Annotated in this window: 24 protein-coding genes; 13 read left to right on the forward strand and 11 right to left on the reverse strand. The window is 74.0% G+C overall.

The window, feature by feature from the left end:
* Positions 1-12 precede the first annotated feature (12 nt).
* Entirely contained in the window at positions 13-903 is an 891-nt protein-coding gene (locus tag J2S66_RS11560) for a GDSL-type esterase/lipase family protein (protein ID WP_310306932.1), read from the forward strand.
* Positions 904-947: 44 nt separating this feature from the next.
* Here the strand turns inward: J2S66_RS11560 and J2S66_RS11565 are convergent, their stop codons facing one another.
* Entirely contained in the window at positions 948-1,565 is a 618-nt protein-coding gene (locus J2S66_RS11565) for a DUF1345 domain-containing protein (RefSeq protein WP_310306934.1), read from the reverse strand.
* A gap of 181 nt (positions 1,566-1,746) precedes the next feature.
* Between J2S66_RS11565 and J2S66_RS11570 the strand changes: the two genes are divergently transcribed.
* Complete coding sequence (locus J2S66_RS11570) at positions 1,747-2,325, forward strand: mycothiol transferase (protein WP_310306936.1); 579 nt, start codon at positions 1,747-1,749, stop codon at positions 2,323-2,325.
* 23 nt (positions 2,326-2,348) lie between these two features.
* Here J2S66_RS11570 and J2S66_RS11575 read toward each other — a convergent pair whose 3' ends face one another.
* Both J2S66_RS11575 and J2S66_RS11580 read right to left on the reverse strand, forming a co-directional pair.
* A complete protein-coding gene (locus J2S66_RS11575; protein ID WP_310306937.1) occupies positions 2,349-3,203 on the reverse strand; it encodes an NYN domain-containing protein in 855 nt (284 codons plus the stop codon).
* Positions 3,204-3,227: 24 nt separating this feature from the next.
* A complete protein-coding gene (locus tag J2S66_RS11580; protein WP_310306938.1) occupies positions 3,228-4,652 on the reverse strand; it encodes a protein kinase domain-containing protein in 1,425 nt (474 codons plus the stop codon).
* A 258-nt stretch (positions 4,653-4,910) separates the two neighbouring features.
* Here J2S66_RS11580 and J2S66_RS11585 point away from each other — a divergent pair, with 258 nt between their 5' ends.
* Positions 4,911-5,723, forward strand: a complete 813-nt coding sequence (locus J2S66_RS11585) for an NPP1 family protein (RefSeq protein ID WP_310306939.1) — start codon at positions 4,911-4,913, stop codon at positions 5,721-5,723.
* 46 nt (positions 5,724-5,769) lie between these two features.
* Here the strand turns inward: J2S66_RS11585 and J2S66_RS11590 are convergent, their stop codons facing one another.
* Genes J2S66_RS11590 through J2S66_RS11605 form a run of 4 tightly spaced genes read right to left on the reverse strand, consistent with a single transcriptional unit; the run spans position 5,770 to position 9,339 of the window.
* Positions 5,770-6,315 (reverse strand): hypothetical protein, encoded by a 546-nt coding sequence (locus tag J2S66_RS11590; protein WP_310306940.1) that lies wholly within the window; start codon positions 6,313-6,315, stop codon positions 5,770-5,772.
* Positions 6,312-7,148 carry a carbohydrate ABC transporter permease gene (locus tag J2S66_RS11595; protein WP_310306941.1) on the reverse strand — a complete coding sequence of 279 codons (837 nt, stop codon included), beginning with the start codon at positions 7,146-7,148 and terminating at the stop codon, positions 6,312-6,314. Before J2S66_RS11595 ends, J2S66_RS11590 begins: the two co-directional genes overlap by 4 nt.
* Positions 7,145-8,098, reverse strand: coding sequence for a carbohydrate ABC transporter permease (locus J2S66_RS11600; protein ID WP_310306942.1), 954 nt, complete (start codon positions 8,096-8,098; stop codon positions 7,145-7,147). The genes J2S66_RS11595 and J2S66_RS11600 overlap by 4 nt, the downstream gene beginning before the upstream one ends.
* A complete protein-coding gene (locus tag J2S66_RS11605) occupies positions 8,095-9,339 on the reverse strand; it encodes an ABC transporter substrate-binding protein (protein ID WP_310306943.1) in 1,245 nt (414 codons plus the stop codon). Before J2S66_RS11605 ends, J2S66_RS11600 begins: the two co-directional genes overlap by 4 nt.
* Before the next feature lie 85 nt (positions 9,340-9,424).
* Here J2S66_RS11605 and J2S66_RS11610 point away from each other — a divergent pair, with 85 nt between their 5' ends.
* The 5 genes from J2S66_RS11610 to J2S66_RS11630 all read left to right on the forward strand — a co-directional run bounded on the left by J2S66_RS11610 (position 9,425) and on the right by J2S66_RS11630 (position 13,921).
* Positions 9,425-9,928 (forward strand): hypothetical protein, encoded by a 504-nt coding sequence (locus tag J2S66_RS11610; protein WP_310306944.1) that lies wholly within the window; start codon positions 9,425-9,427, stop codon positions 9,926-9,928.
* Positions 9,929-10,084: 156 nt separating this feature from the next.
* Positions 10,085-11,134 (forward strand): NAD(P)-dependent alcohol dehydrogenase, encoded by a 1,050-nt coding sequence (locus J2S66_RS11615; protein ID WP_310306945.1) that lies wholly within the window; start codon positions 10,085-10,087, stop codon positions 11,132-11,134.
* Between the two features lie 88 nt (positions 11,135-11,222).
* Entirely contained in the window at positions 11,223-12,434 is a 1,212-nt protein-coding gene (locus J2S66_RS11620; protein ID WP_310306946.1) for a hypothetical protein, read from the forward strand.
* Between the two features lie 279 nt (positions 12,435-12,713).
* Positions 12,714-13,403 carry an endo-1,4-beta-xylanase XynA gene (xynA, locus tag J2S66_RS11625; protein ID WP_310306947.1) on the forward strand — a complete coding sequence of 230 codons (690 nt, stop codon included), beginning with the start codon at positions 12,714-12,716 and terminating at the stop codon, positions 13,401-13,403.
* A 125-nt stretch (positions 13,404-13,528) separates the two neighbouring features.
* The gene (locus J2S66_RS11630) at positions 13,529-13,921 is read left to right on the forward strand and encodes a hypothetical protein (RefSeq protein ID WP_306749925.1); all 393 of its coding nucleotides are present in this window, start codon (positions 13,529-13,531) and stop codon (positions 13,919-13,921) included.
* Positions 13,922-13,951: 30 nt separating this feature from the next.
* Here the strand turns inward: J2S66_RS11630 and J2S66_RS11635 are convergent, their stop codons facing one another.
* A complete protein-coding gene (locus J2S66_RS11635; protein ID WP_310306948.1) occupies positions 13,952-14,878 on the reverse strand; it encodes a zinc-binding dehydrogenase in 927 nt (308 codons plus the stop codon).
* A 122-nt stretch (positions 14,879-15,000) separates the two neighbouring features.
* On the opposite strand from J2S66_RS11635, the gene J2S66_RS11640 reads away from it, so the two are divergent.
* Positions 15,001-15,678: a TetR/AcrR family transcriptional regulator gene (locus tag J2S66_RS11640; RefSeq protein ID WP_310306949.1), complete on the forward strand. Its 678-nt coding sequence runs from the start codon at positions 15,001-15,003 to the stop codon at positions 15,676-15,678.
* A gap of 72 nt (positions 15,679-15,750) precedes the next feature.
* Here the strand turns inward: J2S66_RS11640 and J2S66_RS11645 are convergent, their stop codons facing one another.
* Complete coding sequence (locus J2S66_RS11645) at positions 15,751-16,644, reverse strand: DUF6801 domain-containing protein (RefSeq protein WP_310306951.1); 894 nt, start codon at positions 16,642-16,644, stop codon at positions 15,751-15,753.
* Positions 16,645-16,783: 139 nt separating this feature from the next.
* A complete protein-coding gene (locus tag J2S66_RS11650; protein WP_310306952.1) occupies positions 16,784-17,758 on the reverse strand; it encodes a helix-turn-helix transcriptional regulator in 975 nt (324 codons plus the stop codon).
* Positions 17,759-17,864: 106 nt separating this feature from the next.
* On the opposite strand from J2S66_RS11650, the gene J2S66_RS11655 reads away from it, so the two are divergent.
* Entirely contained in the window at positions 17,865-18,548 is a 684-nt protein-coding gene (locus J2S66_RS11655) for an alpha/beta fold hydrolase (RefSeq protein WP_310306953.1), read from the forward strand.
* 2 nt (positions 18,549-18,550) lie between these two features.
* On the opposite strand, the gene J2S66_RS11660 is transcribed toward J2S66_RS11655, so the two are convergent.
* Entirely contained in the window at positions 18,551-19,516 is a 966-nt protein-coding gene (locus J2S66_RS11660; protein ID WP_310306954.1) for an alpha/beta fold hydrolase, read from the reverse strand.
* Between the two features lie 116 nt (positions 19,517-19,632).
* Here J2S66_RS11660 and J2S66_RS11665 point away from each other — a divergent pair, with 116 nt between their 5' ends.
* The 3 genes from J2S66_RS11665 to helR all read left to right on the forward strand — a co-directional run bounded on the left by J2S66_RS11665 (position 19,633) and on the right by helR (position 23,950).
* On the forward strand, positions 19,633-20,823 hold the full coding sequence (locus J2S66_RS11665; RefSeq protein ID WP_310306955.1) for a sensor histidine kinase: 1,191 nt from the start codon (positions 19,633-19,635) through the stop codon (positions 20,821-20,823).
* 32 nt (positions 20,824-20,855) lie between these two features.
* On the forward strand, positions 20,856-21,506 hold the full coding sequence (locus J2S66_RS11670) for a response regulator (protein ID WP_310306956.1): 651 nt from the start codon (positions 20,856-20,858) through the stop codon (positions 21,504-21,506).
* Positions 21,507-21,751: 245 nt separating this feature from the next.
* Positions 21,752-23,950 carry an RNA polymerase recycling motor ATPase HelR gene (gene helR, locus J2S66_RS11675; RefSeq protein ID WP_310306957.1) on the forward strand — a complete coding sequence of 733 codons (2,199 nt, stop codon included), beginning with the start codon at positions 21,752-21,754 and terminating at the stop codon, positions 23,948-23,950.
* Positions 23,951-24,143 lie beyond the last annotated feature (193 nt).

Genomic DNA, 24,143 nt, shown 5'->3' on the forward strand with positions numbered 1-24,143 from the left:
GCCGCACTGCCCGTGGCGCTCCTGCTGGCGCTGGGCGCGTGCACCGCGGAGCCGGCCGGGGCGCCCGAGGGGACGACCTCGCCCCCGGTGACGTCGTCCGACGGCGCACCGACCGCCGAGCGCGTGCACGTGTCGCTGGGCGACTCGTACGCCACCGGCTACCGGCCGGCGGACGCGGGCGAGCCGGGCGGCTCGTCCCGGGAGGGCTTCGCCCAGCTCGTGGCCGACGAGGCCGACCTGCGGTTGATCAACCTCGCGTGCAGCGGGGCCACGTCCGCGCAGCTGCGCGGCGAGCCCGGCTGCTCCCCCGCCAACCGCGCCGTCGACGCGCCCGACCCGGCGGGCAGCACCCAGCTCGACGCCGCGGTGCGGGTGCTGCGCGAGCACGAGGGCCGGGTGGGGCTGGTGACCGTGGTGATCGGCGGCAACGACCTGGCGCCGTGCGCGCAGTCGTCGGACGTGCCGACCTGCGCGTCCCAGGCCGTGGCGACCGTGCGGGCCAACCTGGCCGCCGTGCTGCCCGCCCTGCGCGACGCCGCCGGTGACGCCCCGATCGTGGGCCTGACCTACCCGGACGTGTTCCTCGGCGCGTGGGTGTCCTCCTCGTTCCCGAACGGCCAGGACCTCGCCCGCCTGTCGGTGTCGCTGTTCCGGGACTTCTTCAACTCGGCGCTCAAGGCCGAGTACGAGAAGGTCGGGGCTACGTTCGTCGACGTCACCGCCGAGACCGGCGGCTACGGGCCGTTGACGGAGACGACCCGGGACCCCGCCTACGGCGAGATCCCGACGCCCGTGGCGAAGGTGTGCGCCCTGACGTACTTCTGCTCCAAGGCGGACGTGCACCCGACGGCCGAGGGCCACCGGGCGATCGCCTCGGCCGTGCTGGCGGCGGCGGGGCGCTGACGCACGCCGACCGCCGGGTCGTGGAGCAGGCTCCGCGCCGGCGGTCAGCCGCTGATCACCCCGATGGCGATGCCGAGCATCGCGGTGTTGTAGATGAACGACAGCACGCCGTGCGCGAGGACCCGCAGCCGGATGCCGGAGGTGCGCGACTCGACGTCGGAGACCGCGAAGGTGGTGCCGACGGTGAACGAGAAATACGCGAAGTCGATGAACGTCGGGTGCTCGGTGCCGGGGAACACCAGCAACTTCTCGGGCAGGGCGCTGTAGTAGGCCTGCGCGTAGCGGTCGGCGTAGCCGAAGTGCAGGATCGCCCACGCCAGCAGCACGGCGGGCACACCGGCGGTCTTGCCGAGCAACTCCGCTTGGGTGCCTTCCTCGGTGAGCACGATGGTCAGGCCGGACATGATCCCGATGAAGCTGGTGAACAGGGTGAACAGGGTGCCGCTGCGGCGGCCCAGCGCGCTCCTGACCCACGCGCCCCGGTCGTCGCCCGCCCGCTTGCCGCGACTGAGGCGGACGACGCGGATCGCGAGGTAGACGACCGCGATGAGGTCCCACAACGCGATCCACCTGATGTCGTCCGACAAGAAGATGGGGAAACCGAGCAGGACGAGCGTGCTCTCGATGATCCGGGACAGCACGATCGACGGGCTGAAGCGCATGACTTTCCTTCGTCGGAACGGCAGGGGTGGTCGTCGCGCACCTCGTCCGGACGACGACGGCCATTCCGCGGGAGCGACGTCGGAGAGGTTATAGGCCGCCCGTGACCGGAGCGCGTGCGCGCCCGGACCGGTCGGGTCGATGATCCCCGCTTCGTCGGTGGCCCCCGCTACGGTGGCGCCCGTGAACGAGAGCGACACCCCCTGGGAACCACCCCTCGCCGGCACGGAGGCCGAGCACCTCGTCGGCGCGCTCGACCGCCTTCGGACCACCTTCCGCTGGAAGGCGGACGACCTCGACGACGCCGGGCTGCGGACCCGCGTCGGCAGGTCCTCGCTGACCCTCGGCGGGCTGCTCAAGCACCTGGCCTTCGTCGAGGACGACGTGTTCACCTCCCGGCTGCGCGGCGAGTCGCCCGGCCCGCCGTGGGACACCGCGCCGCGGGACGCGACCGACGACTGGTCGTTCGCCTCGGCCGCCGACGACACGCCCGAGCAGCTCTACGCGCTGTGGGACGCCGCCGTGGCGCGGGCGCGCGCCAGGCTGACCGCGGCGCTGGCCGACGGCGGCCTCGACCAGCCCGTCCACCTGGCCTGGCCGGACGGCCGCCACGCGAACCTGCGCCGGCTCGTCTGCGACCTCCTGGAGGAGTACGGCAGGCACACCGGGCACGCCGACCTGATCCGCGAGGCCGTCGACGGGCGCGTCGGCGAGGACCCGCCGGCCGGGTGGCGCCCCCGCAGCGGGAACCCCGCGCCGTGACGGGCGCCTGAGCGCCCGGCGGGTCACTCGCGGCGGATCGCGTACGCCCTCGGGTACTTCCGACCGGGGGTCGGTGTGGGCGACCCGGTGAACGACACCGGTGTCCCGGTCGGCAGCACGGTGTGCCCGTCGGGCAGGTCGTCGCGGGAGACGAACCACGAACCGCCTCGGGTGTCGGTGATGAAACCGTGCGGCTGCCCGGCCCGCCAGCCGGTCACGGTCCCCCTGCGCCGCCCGCGCGGCAGGCCCGCGCCGGACGCGACGACCCCGCCGGACCGCACGAACGGCTGCCGCAGCGGGTAGTCGGCGCGGTCCGCGGGCGCGAACAGGACGTCGAAGTCCGGTGTGGACGTCGCCGCCGCGCGCAGCGGCGCGGCGGTGCGCGGCGTCCACGCGGGCGGCGGCGCGGCGGCGGACACCGGCCACGACGCGTCGACCACCGGCACGACGACGCGCACGCCGCGAGCGGTCAACCGGGTGGCCAGCGGGGTGAAGTCGGCGTCGCCGGTCACCAGCACGACCCACTGGAGCGGCGCGGTGGTGGCGCGCTCCCACACCTCCAGTGCGAAGTGGACGTCCGCGCCCTTCTCCTTGCCGCCGTGCAGCGGGAGGTCGTGCCGGACGACCCCGGCGGCGGCCAGGACGGCGTCGAAGGACGTGGCGGGCGTCTCGATGCGACCGCGCACGTAGTGCGACTCGTGCACCGCGCAGTCGTCCAGGGCGAGCCCGGTCTCGGTGTGGACGTACCAGCGCACCGCGTCGTGGAAGCCGTCGAGGGCGATCCGGGCGGCCCGCGGGTGCACCGTGGCGTAGAAGTCGCTCAGGTACGCGAACCACGTACCGTCGTAGAAGACACCGATGTCCGCGCCCTGCCCCACCCGCACGACTCTACCCGGAGCGGTTCAGCCGCCGGACGTGCAGGTGAGGTCCGGCGTGGGCGTTCCGGGGCCGTTGGCGGTGAAGCCGAACGCGGTGGAGCCCGCCACGGGCAGCTCCGCGTTGTGGGCGGCGTTGGTGACCGTCACCGAGCCGGCGCGCGAGGTGAGCGTGCCGTTCCACAGGTTGCTGATCACGTGGTCGGCCGGTTGGGGCCAGCTCACCGTCCAGTGGGTGAGGTCCCGTTCGCCGGCGTTGCGCACCACCACCTGCGCCTGGTAGCCGCCCGGCCACGAGTTGGCGACCTCCAGGCGGGCGGTGCAGTCGGACACCACCACGGGTGTGGTGGTGGTCGTGGTCGCGGCGGCGGTGGCAGCGGTGGTGGTCGTGCCGGTCGGGGCGGGTCGGGCCAGGTCGGCCGGTTCTTCGGCGCCCAGCGCCACGCCGATCACGACCCCGGTCGCGACCAGCACGGCGGCACCCGCCACCAGCGCGGCCTTCCGCCACGGCGCGCGGCGGGGCGGGGACCCGGCGCCGGCGGTCGGGAGGGCGACGGTCGGCGCGTCGTCGAGGGGCAGGGTCGCACCCACCGGCCGCGCCTCGTCGACGGGCCGCGCGTCCTCGACCGGGGGGTCGCCCGGTAACGGCCGCCCCTCCACCACGGCGTCCAGCAGGGCGTGGGTCTCGGCCATCGTCGGTCGTTGCGCCGGGTCGCGGCGCAGGACGCGCAGCAGCACCTCGCCCAGCGGGCCGGGGAACCGGAGCGGCGCCACCTGCCCCTCGGACACGCGCCGCAGCAGCGCGTACGGGTTGTCGGTCGAACCGACCGGCGGGTGGCCCTCCAGCGCCGCGTACAGCGTCGCGCCGAGGGAGTACACGTCGGAGGCGAACACCGCCTCCTCCCCCGCCGCCACCTCCGGCGCGAGGAACGCGGGCGTGCCGACGACCAGCCGCGCGTCCGTCACCGTGCCCTCGCCGATGGCCCGCGCGACGCCGAAGTCCACGATCTTCGCGGTGCCGTCCTCGGACAGGAGGACGTTGAACGTGGTCACGTCCCGGTGCACGATCCCCGCCGCGTGCGCCGCCGCCAGCGCCGACGCCACCTGCCACCCGACGCCCGCCACCAGCTCCGCCGGCAGCGGCCCGCGCTCGTCGACCATCTCGGCCAGGGTCCGGGACGGCAGGTACTCCATCACCAGGCACGGCTTCCCGCCGTGCTCGACCACGTCGTGCACGGTGACCGCGTGGGGGTGTCGCAACCTGGCGGCGACCCGCCCCTCCCGGACGATCCGCTCCACGGCGTCCGGCGAGTCGGCGGCGCCGAGGAACTTGACCGCGACCACCCGCCCCAGCCGCTCGTCGCGCGCCCGCCAGACGACGCCACTGGCACCGCGCCCGACCAACTCCACCAGCCGATAACGCCCGGCGACGACTTCGTCCCGTTCCGACACGTCCCGACGCTACTGCTCCGACCAGCCCACCGGCTACCTCCACCTGGCCCGTGCGTGCGGGCGATGACTTCGTGGTGCGCGCGGGCGGGGTGTGAACGGGCACGCCCCCCGGTGTTCGCCACCTGTTCGCCGAGGGGCGACCAACGGCGGATTGACCACGTCGCCCCCGGGCCGGGAACCTCTGACCGGGCCGGTCGACCTCCGCGGGCACCGGCCGACGCCGCCGCCACCCGCGCCCCTCGACACCGGATGGAGGGCATGGTCGTCGTGACCGCCCAGATGACGGACCACCCCCGGAACGCACCCCGACGCGGCGGCCGGACCGCCGCCGGACTGGCGGGTGCGCTGCTCGGCGCCGCGCTGCTGGCCGTGCTCGTGCCGGGAGCGGCGTGGGCCGCCCCGCCGCTCGCGCTGCCCGGCAACGCGGCGGCCGCCGACGCCAAGTGGCAGCCCGCGTTCGACTACGACACCGATGGCTGCTACCCGACCCCCGCGATCTCGCCGACCGGCGCGTTGGCCACCGGCCTGAAGAACTCCGGTGCGCTCAACGGCAACTGCCGCGACCGGTCCGACCTGGACAACACCAACTCGTACTCGCGCTCCAAGTGCAACAACGGCTGGTGCGCGTACCTCTACGACCTGTACTTCGAGAAGGACCAGGCCGTTCCCCTCATCGACTGCTGCGGCCACCGCCACGACATCGAGCACGTGGTGGTGTGGGTGAACAACGACCAGGCGCAGTACGTCTCGACCTCCGCGCACGGCCGGTACTCGACGTACCCGCGTTCCCAGGTCTCCTGGGAGGGCACGCACCCGAAGGTCGTCTACCACAAGGACGGCGCGAGCACCCACTGCTTCCGCATCGCGAGCGCGAGCGAGCAGCCGGAGAACCACTACGGCTCGTGGCAGTACCCCGACCTGGTCAGCTGGGACCGGTTCCCCGCCGGCATCCGGGACGTCCTGGTGAACGCGAACTTCGGCAGCGCGAGCCTGGCGATCAAGGACGGCGCGTTCAACCACAACCTGTCGCTGGCCAAGCCCGCCGGCATCCCGTTCGACCCGAACGCCTGACCCCGCCGACGCCCTGCCGGTCACCGGTGACCGGCAGGGCCGGGCCTCAGCCGACGGGTCGGCGCTCCACCGCGACCGCGGCCATCAGCACGCACCCCACCATGGGCACGAACAGCGCCGGCAGCTGCCACGTCACCACGACGAGCACCCCGAGCGCCATGAGCACCAGCGACGACCCCCGCGCGTCCACCGCCGCCCGGCGTGCCGCCTCCCGCACCACCGCGCCCCACCGGGCGCCCGGCGACCAGGTCGCGGCCGAGCGCAGGACCACCACGGCGAGTCCGGCCGCGGCGGCCGAGCAGACCGCCATCACCACCACCCCGCCGGCCAGTCCCGCACCGAGCACGACCAGGTCCACCGCCAGCACGGCGAACGCGGCCACCACGCCGAGCGACAGCTGCCACCCGCCGGGCAGCGCCGAGCGCACCCGCGCGAAGAACGCCCGGACCGCGGTGGTCTCGCCGTCGACGTGCGCCTTGACGTGCGCGCACCCCGCCGCCAGCGCGGGCACCAGCGTCACCACCGGCAGCGCGACGAGCAGCACCAGCAGCCCGGCGGTCAGGCACTCCCCCAGCAGCGCGAGCTTCCTCATCCCTTGATCCCGGTGGTGGACACGCCTTCGACGAGGAAGCGCTGGAAGAACAGGAAGAACAGCACCACCGGCACCAGCGCGAGCACCGACATGGCCATCAGCGCGCCGAAGTCCGAGCCGGTGGTCTCGTCGATGAACAGCTGGAGCGCCAGGGGCAGCGGGTACTTGTCCGGGCTGCTGAGGTAGATGAGCGGGCCGAAGAAGTCGTTCCAGCTCCAGATGAAGGTGAAGATCGCCGTGGTGATGAGCGCCGGGCGGCACAGCGGCAGCACGACGTGCCGGAACACGCTCCACTGCCCGGCGCCGTCGATCTTGGCCGACTCGTCCAGCTCGGGTGGCAGGGTGCGGATGAACTGCACGATGAGGAACACGAAGAACGCCTCGGTGGCCAGGAACTTGCCCGCCAGCAGCGGCACGTAGGTGTCGACCAGGTCCAGCCGCTGGAACACCACGTACTGCGGGATGACCAGCACGTGCACCGGCAGCAGGAGCGTCGCGATCATCACCGCGAACAGCGTCGTGCGACCGCGGAAGCGCAGCCGGGCGAACGCGTAGGCCGCGGGGGCCGACGACACGACCGTGCCGACCACCGACAGCACGGCCAGGACGGTCGAGTTGAGGAAGAACACGTCCACCTCGATGCCGACCATGCCGTCGAACACCCGCTCGTAGTTGGCCGTCGTGGCGGGGTCGGGCAGCAGCCGCAGGTCGCCCAGCACCTCGGCGGACGGCTTGAACGTGGACGCCACGACCCACACGACCGGGTAGAGCACGACCGCCAGCAGGACCAGGACGCCGACGTGCCACACCGCACCGGGCACGCGCCGCGTCACCGGGCGTCCCCGGCGTAGTGGACCCAGCCCCGCGCCGTGCGGAACAGGAACACGGTCACCAGCCCCACGCCCAGCAGCAGCATCCACGCCATGGCCGAGGCGTAGCCCATGCGGTAGTCGCCGAAGCCGCGGTCGAACAGGTAGACGGTGTAGAACAGCGTGCTGCCCGCGGGCTGGCCGTTCGGGCCGCCGACCACGTACGCCGACGTGAAGACCTGGAACGCGTTGATGACCTCCAGCACGAGGTTGAAGAACACCACGGGCGAGATCATCGGCAGGGTGATCGAGGCGAACCGCCGCCACCGGCCGGCCCCGTCCACCTCGGCGGCCTCGTAGAGGTCGCGCGGCACCTGCTTGAGCCCCGCCAGGAAGATCACCATCGGCGCGCCGAGCTGCCACACGGCCAGCAGCACGAGCATCGGCACGGAGAAGTCGGGGTTGCCCGCCCAGCCGCCCGCGTCGACGCCGACGGAGCGCAGCAGCCGGTCGACGACCGAGTCGTCGCTGAACACCACCTTCCACACGATGGCGACGCTGACGCTGCCGCCGATCAGCGACGGCCCGTAGAAGGCCGCGCGGTAGAAGCCCTGCCCGCGCCGCCGGTTGTCCAGCAGCAGGGCGACGGCGAGCGCGGCGGCCAGCTTCAGCGGCACGGCGAGCGCCACGTACAGCGCGGTGACGCCCAGCGAGTTCAGCCAGCGGGCGTCGGAGAACATCCGCGCGTAGTTGTCCAGGCCGATCCAGCGCGGTGCGCCGAACAGGTCGTAGTCGGTGAACGACAGGTACAGCGACGTCAGCATCGGGCCCAGGGTGAGCACGACGACGCCCAGCACCCAGGGCGACAGGAACAGGTAGGCGGCCCGGCCGTCACCGGGGAGGCGCGCGGGTGTGCGCGGCTTCCCGGCGGGGTTGTCGGTGGGGCGGTCCGGGGCGAGCGCCACCCCCGTCACGGCTCGAGGGTTTCGTCGGCCTCGGTGAAGAACCGGTCGACCGCCTCGTCCACGGTGATCCGGTCGTACTGGAGTTCCTCGGTGATCCGGATGAACGCCTGCTCCAGGGTGCCCGCGCCCTTCGGCGGCGCGGGCGGCGTCTCGCCGAACTCGTCCTTCAGCTCGTCCTCGTAGGCCGCTACGGCGGCGAGCGGTCCCTCCAGCCGCACGGCGGCGCGCTGCGCGTTGGTCGGCGGCAGGCCGCGGTTGGCACCGAAGATCCGGCCGACCTCCGGGTCGTTGACCATGAAGGACACCAGCTTGGCCGCCGCTTCGGGGTGCTCGGTCCGCCCGGAGAGGCTCAGCAGCATCGCGGGCTTGAGGTACTGGCCACCGCCGCCGGGCACGGGTCCGAGCTTCAGCTCGGCCTTGGCGGTCTTGGCGTAGCGGGCCGTGAAGTTGTCCCAGCCCAGGTCTCCCGCCACCAGGTCCAGCTCCAGCGCGTGGGAGGGCTTGATCTGCACGCCCTTCTCGACGGGGAGGACGGCCCCGGCGTCGGCCAACTCGGTCCCCTCGCGCAGGAACTCGGCCAGGCGGGCCTTGTCGAAGCCGAGCTTGCCGTCGGCGGTGTAGAGCTGCCCGCCCTCCTGGCGGAGCTGGAGCTCCAGGTTGTAGTAGCTGCCGATGTAGTTGCCGCCGCCGTGCACGCCGGTCCGCTCGGTGATCCGCCGCAGCGCGGCGCGGTAGTCGTCCCAGGTCCAGCCCGGTGCCGGCTCGGCCACGCCGGCCTGCGCGTACAGCGCCGGGTTGTAGAGGTAGCCCCAGGTGTTGCCGCCCACCGGCACACCGTAGCGGCGCCCGTCGACCTCGCCCGCCGTCCGGAGGCCGTCCAGCAGGTCGTCCAGCTCCAGGTTCCCCTCCTGTCCGGAGAGGTCGTGGAGGGCGCCGCGGTCGGCGTACTCGCGCAGGTAGGCGAAGTCCATCTGGAGCACGTCGGGCGCGTTGCCGCCGGCGGTCTCGGTGGCCATCTTCTGCCAGTACGCCTCGAACTCCTGGAAGCTCGGCGTGATCCTGATGTCCGGGTTGCGCTGGTGGAACAGGTCGATCGCCCGCTGCATCAGCTCGGCGCGCTCGGCGTTGCCCCACCACGCGTACCGCAGGGTGACGGGTCCCGATCCCGCGTCGTCCCCGCAGCCGGTCAGCACGGCGGCCAGCACCAGCGCCGACGCCGCCGTCCTCCTCAAGCGCTCCAGTGCACCCATGGGCCAACCCTCCGGTCCCGGCGTCCGGGAAGCGTGTTGCGGAAAGCGGTTTCCGCGAGGTTACGAGCGAGCCACCCGCGCGTCAATGCCCCACCGGGCGCCGGTCCTCGGCCGGTTCGCCGCGCAGGAGGCCACCGGGACGCCGTTGGCGTCGCGCGACGAGCCCGTGAACCCGAGCGAGGTGGCGGCGGCGGCGAGCGCGCCGTTGCGGGCCGCGTTGCGGGCCGTGACGGTCGCGGTTGCGGCGGTCCGCTGGGCGGCGTCGGTGAACGAGCCGCTCCGCGGGGCGGTGACGCCGAACCCCGTCGTCGTGAAGCCGGCGGCGACGAGCAGCGCCGCGCCGATCGCGGCGATCCTTCTCCTCGTGGTCCTCCCACCTCCCCTCGTCCGCGCCCGTCACGTCGAAGGACGGAGGGCGAAAGGGGTGTTCGACCACGAGGTCGAAGATTCGACGCGCACACTCGGATCGTCCGTCCTGCGTGGACATCGTCGGCTCACCCGGCACGTCCGGGCGAGCAGGGCCGCCGAGTCGGACCGGCGAACGGCCGGACCCGCCCGTACCGCCGTCCGGCCTCGCGCGTTCAGGTGAGGTCGCCGCCCCCGGTGGGGAAGGCCGCGGTCCGGGACTCCGATTTCATGGATTTAGGCGAGCGTGACCGCCTGCCACCGAGGGCAGCCTTTCACGGCGAAGGAATCGAATGACCGTTTCGGGCCCTCGAAGCGGCCGATCCGCGAAGGAGACCGGATGCCCACCGTTGCCGCGTACACCGCCACGTCGCCCGGCTCGCCGCTGACGCGCACCACCATCGAGCGGCGTGCACCGGGCCCGCGCGACGTGAACGTCGCGATCCACTACTCCGGCATCTGCCACTCCGACGTCCACCAGGTCAAGGGCGACTGGGGCAAGGGTCTGTTCCCGATGGTCCCGGGGCACGAGATCGCGGGCGTCGTCACCGAGGTCGGCGTCGAGGTGACCCGCCACGCCGTCGGTGACCGCGTGGGTGTCGGCGTCATCGTCAACTCCTGCCGCGAGTGCCGCAACTGCACGAACGACCTGGAGCAGTACTGCACGGGCGCGGGCTCGGTCGAGACCTACTCCGACACCGACCGATACCGGGGCGACGAGCCCACCCGGGGCGGGTACGCCACCCACATCGTCGTCGACGAGCACTTCGTCCACCGCATCCCGGACGGCCTCCCGCTGGAGCAGGCCGCGCCGCTGCTGTGCGCCGGCATCACCACGTACTCGCCGCTGAAGCACTGGGGAGCGGGGCCGGGCAAGAGGGTCGCCGTGCTCGGCCTCGGCGGCCTCGGCCACCTCGCCGTCAAGATCGCCGCGGCCCTCGGTGCCGAGGTCACCGTCCTCTCCCGGTCCCCGGCCAAGCTGGAGGACGGCCTGCGCCTGGGCGCCGCGCACTGCCGCGGCACCGACGCCCCGGAGACCTTCACCGACCTGGCCGGGACGTTCGACCTCGTCCTCTGCACCGTCTCGGCCCCCTTGGACGTGGACGCGTACCTGTCGCTGCTGGCCACCGACGGAACCCTGGTCTACCTCGGCATCCCCGACCAGCCGCTCACGGCGAGCGTGTTCTCGCTGCTACCGGGGCGCAACGCGCTCGCGGGCTCGCAGATCGGCGGCATGGCCGAGACCCAGGAGATGCTCGACTTCTGCGCGCGGCACGGCATCGGCGCCGATGTCGAGGTGGTCGACGCGGAGCGGGTCAACGAGGCGTTCGACCGCGTCCTGGGGCGCGACGTGCGCTATCGCTTCGTCATCGACGCCTCCACCATCTGACCGCGACCGGGGCGTCCGGGCTACGCGTTGTCACGTCGGCCCCGCCGACGACGATGACCGGGGTAGAGCCCGGACGGAAGGTCGAGTCATGAGTCAACCCGGTGCGGACGTGCACGAGCCCGGCGGCAGCGCCCCGCCCGCCCCGCCGTCGGTCGCCGACGTGGAGCGGATCTCCGCGCACGCCGAGCCCGTCGTGCGCAACCTCCGGATCACGCAGTGCTACCACGAGCTGTCGCGGGCGCTGTCCACCCTGACCGGCGGGTCGGCGAACTGGTGCACGTTCGCGGTGTGGGCGTCCAAGCAGGTGGGCCGGTCCATCCGGCAGGAGGACCTGGAGCACGCGCTGGGGCGGCTGCTGGAGTCCTCGCCCGAGGCGACCGCCGGCGTCGAGTTCGCGGTCCGGGGCCTGCGACGCGCCTTCCCCGGGCGCGCCCTCGACGACGCCGGGCGGTGGGTGCGCCGGGCGGTCGTGGCGACCGCCCGGCTCGACGCGGTCGGCGACGCCACCGCGAAGGGGAACCTGAAGGTCTTCGAGGAGATCGCCCGCGAGTTCGCCCGCTTCCTGGCGGCGTGCGCCGACGGATCGCTCGACGAGGACGGGATCGCGGAGTTCTGCGCCGCGCTCCGCCCCGGCGAACCGCCCGAGGGGCAGCGGTACCTCCGGCAGGCGTTCGCCCGGTACCACCTGGCGATGACGGCGGAGGACCCGAAGCAACGGGCCGAGCTGCTGCTCCTGGCCAACGTCGAGGTCGGCCTGCACGAGCAGACGAGGCTGCAACCGGAGATCGCCGCCGCCCTGGAAGCGCCCGTCGTCGATCCCCGCGAGCTGGAACGCCGCCTCCTCGACCTGCTGCTGCCGGACAACCGCGTGCTGCGGTGGCTGCGCCTCGCGGTGCTGACCGCGCTCGGCCGGCGGACCCCCGTGCGGGTGGCGAGCGAGCAGTTGGCCGACCAGGCACGCGCACTGGCCCGCCGGGTCGTCACCCGGCACGTGATGACGTTGGCGCTGCCCGGCGGCGAGCTGCTCGACCTGGGCGACGACCTCCCGGCGGCGTTCCCGCCGCCGCTGGCGCGGCTGACCCACCTGGAACTGCTCGCACTGCTCGAACAGGTCGACCCGACGCCCGACAGCGTGCTCGGCACCGCCGCGCGCGACTGGTCGGACCTGCCCGACCGGATGCACTACATCGCGGACATGTTCCGCTGCCACGCGCTCCGCGACGACCTGCTCGACCCGCCCTTCACCGCGGCGCAGGTCGCGGAGATCACCGAGGGGCGCCGCCCGCCCGGCCGACTCTGACCGCCATCCCCGGAGGGCGCGCACCGCTCCCTCCGGGGAATTCGAAACGCTTTCCGAACACGGCGGCGCGATACGGCGATTCAGCGTCCACAAAGCGCCCACCTGCTACGATGCCGCCAGTTCCACTAGACGAAAAGCTCCGCGCGAATTCTTTCGCACGCTTGCGACAAAACTTTCGCAAGGTTGCGCGAATCGTTGACAACCCGGCGCACCCGATCGAACACTGACCGTACCGAAAGCCGATCCGCCGCCGGCCTCAACGAGGAGGAGAGCGTGCACATGGACGACAACGCCCCCGCCCACCCGATCAGCCGCCGACTGTTCCTGGGCGGCGCAGGCGCAGGCACCCTGGCGCTGGCGACGTCCGCGTTGATCCTGCCGGGCACCGCCCACGCGCAGACCGTCACGAACAACCAGACCGGCAACCACAACGGTTACTTCTACTCGTTCTGGACCGACGCCAACGGGACCGTCTCGATGACGATGGGCGGCGGCGGCCAGTACAGCACGTCCTGGCGCAACACCGGCAACTTCGTGTGCGGCAAGGGCTGGAGCAACGGCAGCCGCCGGACCGTGCGGTACTCGGGCAGCTTCAACCCGTCCGGCAACGGCTACCTGTGCCTCTACGGGTGGACCTCGAACCCGATGGTGGAGTACTACATCGTCGACAGCTGGGGCGACTACCGGCCCACGGGCTCGCACCGGGGCACGGTCAGCAGCGACGGCGGCACGTACGACATCTACCACACGATGCGCTACAACGCCCCGTCGATCGAGGGCAACAACAAGACCTTCCCGCAGTTCTGGAGCGTCCGGCAGCAGAAGAAGGTCGGCGGCACCATCACCACCGGCACCCACTTCGACGCCTGGACCCGCGCCAACATGCAGCTGGGCAGCTTCAGGTACTACATGATCATGGCCACCGAGGGCTACCGGAGCAGCGGCAGCTCCAACATCACGGTGAGCTGACGACCTCCTGGTCGAGCACCCGGAGGTGTGGCGCGACGGCTCCGGCCGTCGCGCCACACCTCTTCGCACCCCGCCCGCACCTGGTACTACGGTGGCGATCAGCAGAGCGCGGGAGGCGACCGACGGTGACCAGCTGGACCGATGTGATCAACTACGTCCGCACCAGGTACGAGGTGCTGGAGGAGTCGGACGACTGGCTGCGCTTCCGGCTCGACACCACCGGGGGGCGCACCCAGCAGGTCGCGCTGCACCACGTGCCCGAGGGCGACGGCGGTGCGTGGCTGGAGATCTCCTCGGCGGTCGGCCGGGCCGACGCGATCGACCAGGGGCGGCTGCTCGAACTCGCCGGCACGTCGCTCGTCGGCGGCGCGGCCGTGGTGGACGGCGTGGCGCTGCTCAAGCACACCGTGCCGCTGGAGCACCTGAGCGTCCGCGAGGAGTTCGAGCGCCCGCTCGCGCTGCTCGTGTCGAACGCCGACGCATTCGAGCACCAGCTCACCGAGGACGACCACTTCTGACCCGCCCGGCAGGCGGTCGGACGGACGCGGTCAGTCCAGGTCCAGCACCGCCTTGCCGTGCAGTCGCCGCTCCACCAGCGCCGCCAGCGCCGCGTCGGCGTCCCGCCAGCTGCCCCGCCAGGTCACGTTCGGGTCGAGCGCGCCCGCGTGCACCTGCCCGGCCAGCCACGTCAGGTCGGGCCCGAGGTCCGGGCAGTCGAGCAGGAAGAACGTGGCGATGGTGCGGTCGTGCGCGCCCATGCCCTCGAACGCCCCGGCCGGGAACGCGGTGGGCTCGCCCGAAGCGCGGCCGACCGAGACCAGCGTGCCGCGTGCGGCCAGCCGGCCGTGCGCCCGGACCAGCTGCGGCCCGCCGACCAGGTCCAGCACGCCGTGGACCGGGTCGGCGAGCTCGCCGGGGTCCGCGACCACCTCGTGCGCCCCCAGTGCCCGCAGCCGGTCGCCGTGGCGGTCGGGGTCGCCGGTGGTGGCGACGACGTGCGCGCCGCCCCGGCGGGCCAGCTGCACGGCGTAGCGGCCCACGCCGCCGGTGGCGCCGGTGACGAGCACCCGCCTGCCCAGGACCGGCCCCAGCCGGTGCAGGGCGCGCAGGGCGCTCAGGCCCGCGACCGGGGTGGTGGCGATGGCGCCGAGGTCCGCCTCCGCGGGCACGACGCCCAGCAGGTCGGTGCGCACGGCCCGCAGCTCGGCCCAGCCGCCCGCCAGGCCGAGGGTGGCCACCGGGGTGCCCGGCGCGGGGCCGGAGCCGTCGGCGGCGGCGCGTTCGACCACGCCCGCGGCGTCCCAGCCCGGCACCGCGCCGTCGGGCGAGCCCGGGATCACCCCGGTGACCTCGCCGGGGTTCAACGAGGTCGCGGTGACCCGGACGAGCGCCTCGTCCGGGGCCGGCACGGGGTCGGGCGCCTCGCCGAGGCGCAGGCCGGCGGGGGCGGAGTGGTCGACGAGCAGCGCGCGCATGGGGTCCTCCCGGAGGTGGTGTCGAGCAGTCGGAGGTGGTGTCGACGAACCCCGGCGACGAAGTGCCACCGAGTGGCAAAAGCCTATCAGTGGCTTACGACCGCTGGATTAGACTGCCCCCGATGAGCACGCCCACCCCGTCCGACACCCGCCCGCCGCTGCGCGAGCGCAGGAAGCAGCGCACCCGCGAGGCCCTGCTGGCCACCGGGCTGCGCCTGTTCACCGAACGCGGGTTCGCCGCGACCACGCTGGACGAACTGTGCGACGCGGTCGAGATCTCCAAGCGGACCTTCTTCCGCACCTTCGCCGGCAAGGAGGACCTGGCCGGCGCCCCGCTGCACGACCTGTGGACGCTGTTCCTGCGGGAACTGGCCGCGGCCGAGCCGGCAGGTGACGACCTGGCGGGCTTCCTGCGCGGCGTGCTGCTGACCACGCTGGACGGGATGACCGACCCGGAGTGGCCCCACCGCGTGCTGCTCTCGCGCAGGCTCGCCGAGCGGAACCCGTCGATCGAGGCGCACTGCCTGTACTTCTGCGACCGCACCACCCGCGCCGCCCTCACCGTGCTGCGCGAGCGCTTCGACCTGCCCGACGACCTGCCGGTGCTGCTGACCCTCGACGTCCTGGTCGCCGTGTTCCACCGGGCCCAGGAGCAGTGGGCCCAGGAGCAGGAGGCCGCCGCGCCCGGTCCCGCCACCCGCGAGGGACTGCGCGACCACGTGGTCGCGGCGTGGGACGCGGTGCCCGCCGGACCGGGCGCACCCCTGCGCCCGGCCGCCGCGGACCGGCCGACGGCCTGACGCGCCACGCGGACGACCGCCGTCGCCGGGGGCCGCGGCTCGGCGGACCCCGGGGACGGCGGATCGCGCCGGTCAGGCCGGCGGGGTGGTGAAGAGCAGGCCCTGGCTCTTGGTCGACTGGCTACCCGTCACGTCCACGGTGACGACCTTCGCCCGCTGGAGCCTGTCGGGCGTCAACCCGGTCAGCGTCGCCTGCTTCCCGGGGAAGCGGCCGAAGTTCCCGCCGTCGATGTAGACGTCGTAACCCGCGGTCGGGAACCACCAGGAGTTGGCCTCCCAGGCCAGCGTCACGGACGTCGGGGTGGTCGACACCACGTGCAGCCCGGTCGGGCGCAGCGGCCGGTCGCTGACGAGGCCCTGCGACCACACGGTGCCCAGCAGGTCGTTCTGCGCCGGGTCGTGCGAGCAGGACGCGGTGACCGTGCCGAGGGACGTGCCGTCGGCGCGCTTGGGGCGCAGTACCAGCTCCAGGCCGTCGACGTGCAGGTCGTAGTAGCCCTCCTGGCTCAGGTACTGCACCGGGAAGGCGCCCCCGGTCCGCAGCGAGGCCCCCTGGCTCTTCCGCACCCACGCGGGCGCGACGGTGAGCGCGGCCTCGACGGTCCGCGTCCCGTCCGGACCGGTGATCCTCGCGCCGAGCGTCGCGGTGCTGTCGCCGTCCAGGCGCACCTCGTCGGCCAGCTCCAGGACCGGGCGCAGCTCCATCAGGTACACGTCCACGTCGATGAAGGCGGGTTGGTGGCGGGGAACGCTGTTCGGCCCCGAGCCGTCGTCCGGCAGACCGCCGACGGCCCACGCCGTCACCTCGACGGTCGGCCCGAGGGAGGTGGTGCAGGTGTAGTCCAGCCGCACCGCGGTCGTTCCCGCCGACGCCGGGCCCGCGGCCCCCGCCAGTGCCCCGGCGGCCACCAGGGCCGAGGCCAGGGACAGGGTGGCGACGCGGTACGGCTTCCACTTCGCGCGCAAGTCGGTTCCTCTCGGTTCGCTCGCCCACGGCCAGCGTCCCACGGGTGGCCCTCGGAGGGACGCGCCCCTTCAGCCCCATGATCGGCGCGGTCGGCGGTCACCCGGTTGGGCGAACCCCGGCCACCCGCGCCGGGCCCGCTCAGGGGCGGAGGGCGGCGGCGAAGCGCGAGGCGACCCCCGCGACCGCGGCGCGGAGCTCCGGCCCGCCCTCGACCCGGAACGCGAACGGCACGGCCGCCAGCCACTCCTGCGCGTACATGGCCGGGTTGCTCGTGCTGCCGACGAGCACGCACCCCTCGCCCAGCGGCGCCAGCCGCCCCATGGGAGGGCGGACCCACGGCGCCACCTCGGCGGGCGGGGCGTGGAAGACCACGCGCGTGGGGAACTCCCACCCGGTCCCCAGGTTCTCCTCCACCGCCGCCACCGGGTCGAGGCCGGCCGGCGGCTCGAAGCCGTGCACGGTCTGCCGGACGTCGCGGATCCGGTCGACCCGGTAGGTGCGGACGGCGTCCGAGCGGTGCGAGTGGCACAGGAGGTACCAGCGGCCGTGGCGGACCACGACGGCCCACGGGTCCACCTCGGCCTCCCACTCGTCGCCCGACTCGGCCCGGTACGCGACCAGCACGCGGCGGCGGGCCGCGACGGCGGCGACGAGCGCGCCGGTGGTGGCGGGGTCCGGGCGGGCCGGGTGCCGGTCGGGCACGGCCGACGCGTGCTCCCGCAGGGCCGCCGCCTGCCGGCCGACGTTCTCCGGCAGCGCCCCGATCACCTTGCCCAGCGCGGACCCCACGAGGTCGTGGACGTCGGTGGCGGCCGGCCGGCCGTCGAGCACCGCCATGACCAGGCCCAGCGCCTCGGGCTCGGTGAACACGATCGGGGGCAGCCTGGTCCGGCGGCCGAGCCGGTAGCCGCCGTGGGGGCCGCGGGGGCCGCGGGGGCCGCGGGCCGACTCGACCGGGATGCCGGCCTCCCGCAGGATGCCGACGTACCGGCGCGCGGCGCGTTCCGTGACCCCCAGCCCCGCCGCGAGTTCACCGGCCGTCACGCCGGGCCGGTTGCGGAGGATCTCGATGGCGCGCAGCGCCCGCGCGGTGGGACTGGCATCGGTCGGCACGCGAAGAGGGTAGTGGCCCCGGACGAACCGGAAGCGGATCGTCCGGAACCGGTCGTAGCGTGACGTCCGGCTCACGAGGACGACAGTGGAACGAGGAGAACCGACCGTGGACATCCTGCTCATCGCCGGCCTGTGGCTCGACGCGTCCGCCTGGGACGGCGTCGTGCCCGAACTGGCGGCGCTCGGTCACCGCCCCGTGCCGGTCGACCTCCCCGGCCAGGGCGACGGGTCCGGTTCCGCCACGCTCGACGACCAGGTGGCGGCGGTGCTGGCCGCTGTGGACGCGGCGCCGGGGAAGTGCCTCGTGGTGGGCCACTCCGCCGCCTGCTCGCTGGCGTGGCTGGCCGCCGACGCACGGCCGCGACGGGTGGCCGGGGTCGTGCTCGTCGGCGGGTTCCCCGCCGGTGACGGGCAGCCCTACGCGGACTTCTTCGAGCACCGGGACGGCGTCATGCCGTTCCCCGGCTGGGACCCGTTCGAGGGACCGGACTCCGCCGACCTGGACGAGCGCGCCCGGGAGCGGTTCGCCGCCGCCGCGATCCCCGTGCCCGAGGGCGTGGGCAAGGGCGTCGTGCGGTTGACCGACGACCGCCGGTTCGACGTGCCGGTCCTCGTCGTGTGCCCCGAGTTCACCCCCGACCAGGCCCGCGGGTGGATCGCCGCCGGCGACGTACCCGAACTCGCCCGGGCCCGGCACGTCGGGTTCGCCGACCTCGACTCGGGCCACTGGCCGATGACCACCCGGCCGGTCGAGCTCGCCCGGCTCGTCGCCGGCGCGGCACGGGGCTGAGGTCAGCGCCGGCACTCCGGCAGCGCGTCCAGGATGTCGACGATCCGGCCGAACTGCGCGGCGTTCGCGGCGTGCGGCGCGTCCACGGTGTGCACGTCGAACCGGTTGCGCGGGGTGAGCCGGTCCGCCTCGGCGATCATCCGGTCCTGGAGCGCCAGGGGGATCATCCGGTCGGCGGTGTGCCGGATGTAGGTGCGCGGGACGCGCCCCCAGGTGTCCGCCCGGACCCGGCAGTCCTCGCGGCCCACCGTCGGCGACTCGTCGGGCTGGAGGCAGGCGAGCAACCCGTGGAACTCGGCGTCGTCGGCGCCCGCCATCATCACCTCCTTCAGCTTGGCCAGCGCGGCCCGGTCGGCGGTGCGGTAGTTGATCCGCACCGCGCCGACCACCGCCGGGTCCGCGACGATCAGGTCGGCGAGGTCGCCCCCGAGGCTCGTCGACCCCTCGGGGGTGGCCAGGTACTCCTCCGGGCACGAGAGGTCGACGCAGCAGAAGGCCGTGTCGTAGACCATGCGGTCGACCAGGTGCGGCACGGCGTTGCCCACCCGGTTCAGCGTCGCGCCGCCCATGCTGCCGCCGTAGAGCACCACCGGGCCGAACCCGGCGACGGTGCGCACCACGTCGACCGCCGCGGCGGTGTACGCGTCCAGCCCGACGCCCGCCATCGGCGACGGCCGGGTGGCCAGCGAGGCGGCGTCCTGCGGGCACTGGTAGTCGACGGCGAACTGCGCGTCGGTGGCGCGGTGGCCGGGCAGGGGGACGCCGACGGTGCGGTGCCCGCGCAACGACAGCGCGTCGATGCCGCCGGGGGTGCCGCTCGCGCCGGTGACCACCACGAACGTCGTCGTGCCGCGCCTGCCGCCCGCCCTGGCCGCCGCACCGCCCCCGGCCAGGGTGAGCCCGCTTGCCGCGGCGCCCGCGGCGGCGGCGCGCAACGCGGTCCGCCTGGAGTAGCTGCTGTTCGTCATGGCACCGAGTGCACCTCGGCCGGCCTCCCCGGCGTCAGCGGCGGAGGTGGACTGTCGAATCCACGAAAGTTGCACTCCGGGCGGCCGGCGCGGCGCGCGCCGTTACCGTGGGCCGGGTGCGCCGAGAACGAGTCCCCGCGCTGTGGCCGACCCGGCGGGACGGGCTCTGGCTGGTCGCCGCCGCAGTCCTCTTCGGCGCCCTGGACCTGCTCGTCCACGGCCCGGGCCCGCACGCCGGGCTGGCGGTGCGGCTGTCGGTGGACGTGTCGCTGCTGTTCCTCGCCCGGTTCCCGGTGCGGGTGGCGTCCTGGGCGCTGGTCGTCGCGGTGCTCCTGCTCCTCTCCGGGCAGTTCGCGCCCGGCCTGCTCGTCCCCGTGCCGCCCGCGACGCACCTGGCGCTGCCGGTGGCCACGCCGGCGATCGTCACGAACCTGGTCCGGCTGGTCGACGGCCGGCGCGCGGCCGTCCTGGTCGGCCTGCTCGCCGCGGTCGGCACCCGGTTCTGGGACCCGGCCTGGGACACCACACCCCTCGGCCTGGTCAACACCCTGCTGCCCGCGCTGGCCGTGCTGTACCTGCGGGCGCGCGGGCAGCTGGTCGACTCGCTGCGCGAGCGCGCCGAGCGGGCCGAGCGCGAGCAGGTGCTGCTCGCCGAGCGGGCCCGGGCGGAGGAACGGCGTCGGCTCGCCGAGGAGATGCACGACGTGGTGACCCACCGGCTGAGCCTGGTCGTGCTGCACGCCGGGGCGCTCGGCGTCGGGTCGGCCGAGCCCGCCGTGCGCGCCGCCGCCGAGGACATCCGGCAGGCGTGCGCCCTCGCGCTGACCGAGCTGCGCGACCTGGTCGGGGTGCTGCGCACCGGCGGGCAGGTGACGGCCGGCGCCCCGGCGGAACCGACCGCGCCCGACCCCCGGACGCTGGTCGACGAGGCCCGCGCGGTCGGCGAACGCGTGTCGTACGCGGTGGGGGGCGTGCCCGAGCGGGTCTCGCCGACGGTCCGGCGGACGGCGTACCGGGTGGTGCAGGAGTCGCTGACCAACGCGCGCAAGCACGCGCCGGGCGGCGAGGTGGCCGTGGTGGTGGACTACCGGGCCGACGGCGTCACCGTGCGCGTCACGAACGGCCCGGCGCGGCGGGCGGCCGACGACGCGCTGGCGTCGAGCGGTTCCGGCGCCGGGCTGCTCGGGTTGGGGCAGCGGGTGGAGCTGGTCGGTGGGGCGCTGCGCGCGGGGCCGATGCCGGACGGCGGTTTCCGGGTCGACGCGACGCTGCCCGCGTACGTGCCGACGAGGGAGGACGCCGGGTGACCGGGGATGGCGGGGACGATCGGGGTGGTGGCGTGATCAGGGTGGTCGTGGTCGACGACGAACCGATGGTGTGCGCGCACCTGCGGGTGATCCTCGGCGCCGCCGAGGACCTGGAGGTGGTCGGCGACGCCCGGGACGGCGCGGAGGCCGTGGAGGCGGTCGTCCGGCACCGTCCCGACGTGGTGCTGATGGACCTGCGGATGCCCGGCGTCGACGGCCTGGTGGCGATCGAGCGGATCGGCGCGCTGCCCGCGCCGCCGGTCGTCGTCGCGCTGACCACCTTCGACGCGGACAGCTACGTGCTGCGCGCCCTGCGCGCCGGTGCGGCGGGCTTCCTGCTGAAGTCCACGCCGCCGGAGGACCTGGTGGGGCTGGTGCGCGTCGCCGCGGCCGGGCACACGGTGCTCTCCCCGGCCGCCGCCGCCCGGCTGGTCGCGGCCACCGCGGCGGGGCGCGGGCGCGACGAGGCCAGGGCTCGGCTGCGCGGGCTGTCCGACCGCGACCGGGACGTGCTGGCCTGCCTGGGGCGCGGGCTGTCCAACGCGGAGATCGCCCGCGAGCTGCACCTGTCGGAGGCGACCGTGAAGAGCTACGTCTCGCGGATGTTGGTGAAGATCGACTGCCGCAACCGCACCCAGGCGGGCCTGCTCGCGCACGAGGCGGGACTCGTCACCGGCGCGTGATCACCGGAAAGAAGTCGACCACTTCTTCCCACTTCAATTTATAGCGCGCCCCCGCACTTGCGGCAAGGCCGGGGTGGTGCCGCAGAATCGCCGGGCACAGAACCGACCGCCTCCGCGGAGCCCCTGGTCGCGCACGTCGCACCGGGGACTTGACAAGGGGCGGAGAATGAAAAATCGGCGTGCTCTCCACCGTGAGATGGAGAATACGCCGAATCTGATATCAGGTTAGCCGCTGCGAGGGGCATGTGTCAACTCAGGGGTACGACGAAGAATTGCGGTCCGAGCGCGGTTACGTGGCCGGTCTCTACGCGCGGCTCGACGCGGAGCGCGCGCGGGTGAAGGGCGAGTACGACGCGGCGCTGCTGGGCAACGGCGGGACGGCCGTCGAGCGGGACGCCGAGGTGCGGGCCCTGGCCAAGGAGGCGAAGCGGCTGGACGTGGCGGACAACGGGCTGTGCTTCGGCCGGCTGGACGCCCTTTCCGGTGAACATTCCTACATCGGCCGGATCGGCCTCTTCGACGAGCACGACGAGTACGAACCGGTGCTGCTCGACTGGCGCGCACCGGCGTCGCGCGCGTTCTACGTCGCCACCGCCGCGAACCCGGAGAACATGCGCCGTCGCCGCCAGTTCCACACCCGGGGGCGGCGTGTGCTCGATTTCACCGACGAGGTGCTCGGCCGCCCCGACGGCGAAGCGCGCGGCGACGCCGCCCTGCTCGCGGCGGTCAACGCGCCGCGCGGCGAGGGCATGCGCGACATCGTCGCGACGATCCAGGCCGAGCAGGACGAGATCATCCGGCTCGACCACCCCGGCGTGCTGGTGATCGAGGGCGGTCCGGGCACCGGGAAGACCGTGGTGGCGCTGCACCGCGTCGCGTACCTGCTCTACACCCAGCGGGAGCGGATGGAGCGGCACGGCGTGCTCGTGGTCGGGCCGAACCCGGCGTTCCTGAACCACATCGGCCGCGTCCTGCCGTCGCTGGGCGAGTCCGACGTCGTGTTCACCACGACCGGCGGCCTCGTGCCCGGCCTGCTGGTCACCGCCGAGGACGGTCCGGAGGCCGCGCGGCTCAAGGGCTCGCTCGCGGTGCTGGACGTGCTCGCGGCGGCGATCCAGGACCGGCAGCGGCTGCCGGAGGAGCCGCTGACGATCGAACTGGGCGGCGGCACGGCCCGGATCGACGCCCCCACCGCCGAGTGGGCCAGGGAGGAGGCGCGCGCGAGCGGGCTGCCGCACAACGAGGCCCGCGCCGTGTTCACCGAGATCATCACGTACGTGCTCACCGAACGGGCGATCCCCCGGATCGGCAAGGGCTGGTTGACGCGGGAGGACCGCGCGTCGTGGGAGCGCCTGCGGGCCGAGCTGGTCAAGGAGCTGGCGGAGGACGAGGCGTTCACCGCCGTGCTGGACGAGCTGTGGCCCGTCCTGACGCCGGAAGCGCTGCTGGCGCCGCTCTACTCCTCCCCCGAGCGGCTGCGGGCGGCGGGCGGTGACCCGGTGCTGCTGCGCGCCGTCGGCGAGGCGTGGACGGTGTCGGACGTGCCGCTGCTCGACGAGCTGGTCGACCTGCTCGGCAGCGACGGGTCGGTGGACCGGGCCGCCGAGCGGGCGCGGGCGGCCGAGACCGAGCACGCCGCCGCGGTGCTGGACAGCTTCGTCGGCCGACGGGACATGATGGACGACGAGGACCACCTGTTCGCCACGGACCTGCTCGACGCCGAGGAGCTGGCGGACCGCTTCGTCGAGCACGACACCCGGGAACTGGTCGAGCGCGCCGCCGCGGACCGGGACTGGACCTACCGGCACGTCGTGGTCGACGAGGCCCAGGAGCTGTCCGAGATGGACTGGCGGGTGCTGATGCGGCGCTGCCCGGGCCGTTCCTTCACGGTGGTCGGCGACCTCGCCCAGCGCCGGTCGTCGGCCGGCGCGACGTCGTGGGGCGGGATGCTGGACCGGTACGTGCCCGGCCGCTGGGTCTACCGGTCGCTGACGGTGAACTACCGCACCCCGGCGGAGATCATGGACGTCGCCGCCGCGGTGCTGGCCGGGTTCGCGCCGGGGGTCCGCCCGCCGGAGTCGGTCCGCGCGTGCGGCGTCCGGCCGTGGTCCAGGCTGATCACCGGGGACGAGCTGCCCGCCGCCGTCGAGGAGTTCGTCCGCGACGAGGCGGGCCGCGAGGGCACCAGCGTCGTGATCGGGCCGCCGGACGTGCCGGGCGCGGTGGCGGCGTCGGAGACGAAGGGCCTGGAGTACGACGCCGTGCTGGTCGTGGAACCGGAGCGCATCCTCGCCGACGGCCCGCGCGGCGCGGCCGAGCTGTACGTCGCCCTCACCCGCGCCACCCAGCGCCTGGGCGTCCTGCACCGCGGTCCGCTGCCGCGCGCGCTGGACGGCCTCGTCGGGATCGGGATGCCCGAGCGGGTAGGGGGCCGGCCGGTGTAGCGGCACGCGCCCCCGGGACGCCGCGCAGCCGGGTGAATTCCTTCGAAGCCGTTCGTCGAAGCCCGTCGAAGGAGGACCGCCCGGTTGACCGGTCCCGGGTGGACTGCGAAAGTCCGATCCGTTCCGCCGCCGGACACCGTTCCCGGCGCGCTCCGCGACGTGGTTCGACGAAGCGCGCCGACGTGGGCGACGA

Origin of the sequence: Saccharothrix longispora, assembly GCF_031455225.1 — a bacterium.
GTDB lineage: Bacteria > Actinomycetota > Actinomycetes > Mycobacteriales > Pseudonocardiaceae > Actinosynnema > Actinosynnema longispora.

What these genes read in the sequence shown, in the direction of transcription:
- J2S66_RS11635 (WP_310306948.1), bottom strand. Translation starts at nt 14,878, where the DNA reads ATGCGCGCGCTGCTCGTCGACCACTCCGCCCCCGCCGGCCTGCGCCTC.
- J2S66_RS11610 (WP_310306944.1), top strand. Translation starts at nt 9,425, where the DNA reads ATGCCCCACCGGGCGCCGGTCCTCGGCCGGTTCGCCGCGCAGGAGGCC.
- J2S66_RS11590 (WP_310306940.1), bottom strand. Translation starts at nt 6,315, where the DNA reads ATGAGGAAGCTCGCGCTGCTGGGGGAGTGCCTGACCGCCGGGCTGCTG.
- xynA (WP_310306947.1), top strand. Translation starts at nt 12,714, where the DNA reads ATGGACGACAACGCCCCCGCCCACCCGATCAGCCGCCGACTGTTCCTG.
- J2S66_RS11605 (WP_310306943.1), bottom strand. Translation starts at nt 9,339, where the DNA reads ATGGGTGCACTGGAGCGCTTGAGGAGGACGGCGGCGTCGGCGCTGGTG.
- J2S66_RS11660 (WP_310306954.1), bottom strand. Translation starts at nt 19,516, where the DNA reads ATGACGAACAGCAGCTACTCCAGGCGGACCGCGTTGCGCGCCGCCGCC.
- J2S66_RS11585 (WP_310306939.1), top strand. Translation starts at nt 4,911, where the DNA reads ATGGTCGTCGTGACCGCCCAGATGACGGACCACCCCCGGAACGCACCC.
- J2S66_RS11640 (WP_310306949.1), top strand. Translation starts at nt 15,001, where the DNA reads ATGAGCACGCCCACCCCGTCCGACACCCGCCCGCCGCTGCGCGAGCGC.
- J2S66_RS11565 (WP_310306934.1), bottom strand. Translation starts at nt 1,565, where the DNA reads ATGCGCTTCAGCCCGTCGATCGTGCTGTCCCGGATCATCGAGAGCACG.
- J2S66_RS11620 (WP_310306946.1), top strand. Translation starts at nt 11,223, where the DNA reads ATGAGTCAACCCGGTGCGGACGTGCACGAGCCCGGCGGCAGCGCCCCG.
- J2S66_RS11615 (WP_310306945.1), top strand. Translation starts at nt 10,085, where the DNA reads ATGCCCACCGTTGCCGCGTACACCGCCACGTCGCCCGGCTCGCCGCTG.